The following is a 3,150-nucleotide window of genomic DNA, read 5'->3' as shown; positions in this document are numbered from 1 at the left end:
TCCAAGGACCCGCTCGACATCCTGGCCTACCAGTACGACATCGTCTGCAACGGCTACGAGCTGTGCTCGGGCGCGATCCGGAACCACCGGCCGGACGTGATGCTGAAGGCCTTCGAGACCGCCGGCTACGGCGCCGAGGTGGTCGAGGCCGAGTTCGGCGGCATGCTGAGCGCCTTCCGCCACGGCGCCCCGCCGCACGGCGGCCTCGCGCCCGGCATCGACCGGATCGTCATGCTGCTGGCCGGCGAAACCGCCATCCGCGAGGTCATCGCCTTCCCGCTGAACCAGCAGGGCCAGGACCTGCTGATGAACGCGCCTTCGGAAGTGGCCGACAAGCAGCTCAAGGAGCTGCACATCCGCCTCGCCCCGCCGCTGAAAGGGTAGGGGAAGACAAGATCCTCCCCCTTCGGGGGAGCTGTCAGCGAAGCTGACTGAGGGGGCTTCGCGCCACCTCCCCCAGAGGGGGAGGATCTTTTACGGTCCGCCCAGGAAGAACCTCGGCACCGGCGGCGCCGGCGGCAGGGGCGGGGGCGTGTGCACCAGGAGCCGGCCGGCGCAGAGCTTCGCCGTGAGGCCGGGCGGGACGCGCGTGCGGCCGTCGGCGCAGGCCTCGTCGAGCTGTTCCTGGCGCAGGCCCTCGGCGTGGGACAGGTCGGCCCCGGCGAGGATAACGTGGTCGAGGCTCGCCCCCTGGAAATCGGCGCCGTCGAAGGCGCCGCCGGCGAGGATCGCGCCGTCCAGCGCCGTCCCGCGGAACGAGGCCTTGTCGAACTTGCCGCCGCTCAGCACCGCGCCGCGCATCTCCGCGCCGCGGAAGTCGGCGCCGCGAGCGTCGACGTGGCGCATGATGGCGGCGATCAGCTCGGCCGCCTGCAGGTTCGCGTGCTGCAGGCCGGCGCCGGAGAAGTCCGCGCCGGGCGCCTGGACCTCGCGCAGGTCGGCGCCGGCGAGGTTGGCGCCCGCGAAGCTTACGCCGTGGGCCTCGGCCGCACGCAGCCTGGCGGCGGTAAGGTTGGCGCCGGTGAAGTTGGCCCCCAGGAAGCCGGCGCCCGAGAGATCGGCGCGCGACAGGTCGGCGCCGACGAAGATCGAGCCCATGAACTGCGCGCCGCGCAGGTCCGACCCCACCAGGGCCGCGCCGGCGAAATTGGCCCCCATGAAGTAGGCGCCGGCGAGCTTGCGGCCGGACAGCTCGCAGCGAGCACAGGCGCCGCCGAAGGCGTCGCGGCGGGCGACCACGGCCCTGTCGCCGGCCATGGCGGTCTGGGAAGCGGCGACCGTCGCAAGCACGAAAGCCCAGACCGCGAAAAGAAGCTTCAAATGGGAAATCCTGTTGCCGGCCCTCCATCTGAGGGCGCCGGCGGCCCCACGCCACTTAAATCGCGGTAAGGCCGAACCTTAGCCGGCCTGATCCTCGCTGTGTCGCGCCGCGCGCACGCCGCAAGTCTGGCAGATCAGCGCCTGGCCCTTGCGGACGACGGCGATGTCGCCGCAGGCGGCGCAGACCTCGGCGGTCTCGAAGGAGCCGGCGCGGCCCGCCACCGGCAGGAAGACCAGGTTGTCGGGCGCGTTCCCGCGCGAGAAGCCGCGGGAGATGAACCGGCTGGCCGGCTGCGGCTCGTCCATCGCCGCCTCGCCCGCGCCGCGCCCCAGGCCGTCGGCGTTGAGCTCGCCGGGGTCGGAGTTGGCAAGGTCGTCGCGGCCCAGGTAGGAGATGCCCAGCTCGCGGAAGATGTAGTCGAGGATCGAGGTCGCCGACTTCACCGAGTCGTTGCCGGTGACCTCGCCGGCCGGCTCGAAGCGCGTGAAGACGAAGGCGTCGACGAACTCCTCCAGCGGCACGCCGTACTGCAGACCGATCGAGACGGCGATGGCGAAGTTGTTCATCAGCGAGCGGAAGGCCGCGCCTTCCTTGTGCATGTCGATGAAGATCTCGCCCAGCTCGCCGTCGTCGTACTCGCCGGTGTGCAGATAGACCTTGTGGCCGCCGACGCCGGCCTTCTGGATGTAGCCCTTGCGCCGGTCGGGCAGCTTGCGGCGGATGCGCTCGCGCTCGACGATCCGCTCGATCACGCGCTCCTGCGGCTCGGGCGGGGGCGTCTCGCGCGGGGGATTCTCGCGCAACTGGGGCCTCGGCGTCTCGGCGAGCGCCGGCAGGTCCAGATCGAGGTCCGCAGGCGCGGCGAGGCGGCGCACGCGCACCGGCAGGGGGCAGGCCAGCGCCTCGCCGATCGCCGCCAGGCTCGCGTCCCACGGCGGCGCGCGCTCGACCAGGGCGGGCGAGGCCAGCGCCGGCGCCAGCATCTGCAGCATCGCCAGCCGCGGGGGCTCGCCCATCTCCCCCTGCGTCCGGAAGACCCGGGCCTGGTCCGGCGGCAGGCCCCGGGCGTCCGAGAGCGCGCCGCAGCCCAGCGTCCAGGCCTCGGCCGCGGCGACCTCGGCGGCGTCGAAGCCGGCGAGCGCCAGCACGTCCAGGGTCGGGTCGGCCAACTGGTCGGCGCGCGCGCCCAGGACGTCGCGGACGAAGCCTTCGCCGATCACCTCGGGCGCGAAGGCGTCCGCCAGCCGGCCGACCAACGGCAGCACGGTCTCGGCCGCGGCGATCTCGTGGTCGGTGAAGCCGCGGGCGGCCAGCGCGCGGTGGTCGATCGCAGGCGCCTCGCGCAGGTCGCCGCGGCCGAGCAGCTGCGCGCGCAGCTCAGCTGTGTCGAGGCCCAGGGCGGCGACGCCACGAAGCGCGGCGTCCGACAGCACCCGCACCGTCGCGCCGTCGGCGGTCTGGGCGAAGGTGACGGCGCCGGCGAAGGGACCGGCCGCGAGGTCGCCGCCGCCCAGCCGCAGCGACAGCTCCGGATCGGCGAAGACCGCCATGCCCCCCTTGAGCTGCGCGCCCGATCCGCGCACCGCCGCAGCGGCGGCCAGGTAGAGCTCTCGGGCGGTCTCGCGGCCGGCCTCGCTGTCGTAGTCGAGCCCGTGCGCCGCCAGCCAGTCGCCGAGGCCGGCGAGGCCCAGGAGGGCCGGGCCGCCGCTGGCCGCCGCCAGCGCCTGGGCGAGCAGGGCGACCGCCGCCTCGAAGCGGGCGATGTCGAAGCCCTCGGGCGACCAGAAGCTCATCAGGTCGACGCCGCCGCGCACCGCGCGGGCGGCCTC

General features: G+C 73.9%; 2 protein-coding genes and 1 pseudogene. 1 reads left to right on the top strand and 2 read right to left on the bottom strand.

Annotation, left to right across the window (positions count from 1 at the left end):
• The coding region (locus tag VJS38_RS16730; RefSeq protein WP_324089284.1) for an amino acid--tRNA ligase-related protein at window positions 1-384 on the top strand (384 nt) is incomplete at its 5' end.
• 90 nt (window positions 385-474) lie between these two features.
• Here the strand turns inward: VJS38_RS16730 and VJS38_RS16725 are convergent.
• Together VJS38_RS16725 and VJS38_RS16720 are read right to left on the bottom strand one after the other, a co-directional pair.
• Window positions 475-1,320, bottom strand: a complete 846-nt coding sequence (locus tag VJS38_RS16725) for a pentapeptide repeat-containing protein (RefSeq protein WP_324089283.1) — start codon at window positions 1,318-1,320, stop codon at window positions 475-477.
• Between the two features lie 78 nt (window positions 1,321-1,398).
• Window positions 1,399-3,150, bottom strand: a pseudogene (locus tag VJS38_RS16720) (ribonucleotide reductase); the annotation flags it as partial.

The organism is Phenylobacterium sp. (genome assembly GCF_035276905.1).
Lineage (GTDB): Bacteria > Pseudomonadota > Alphaproteobacteria > Caulobacterales > Caulobacteraceae > Phenylobacterium.
This window is presented reverse-complemented; position numbering and strand designations above follow the sequence as displayed.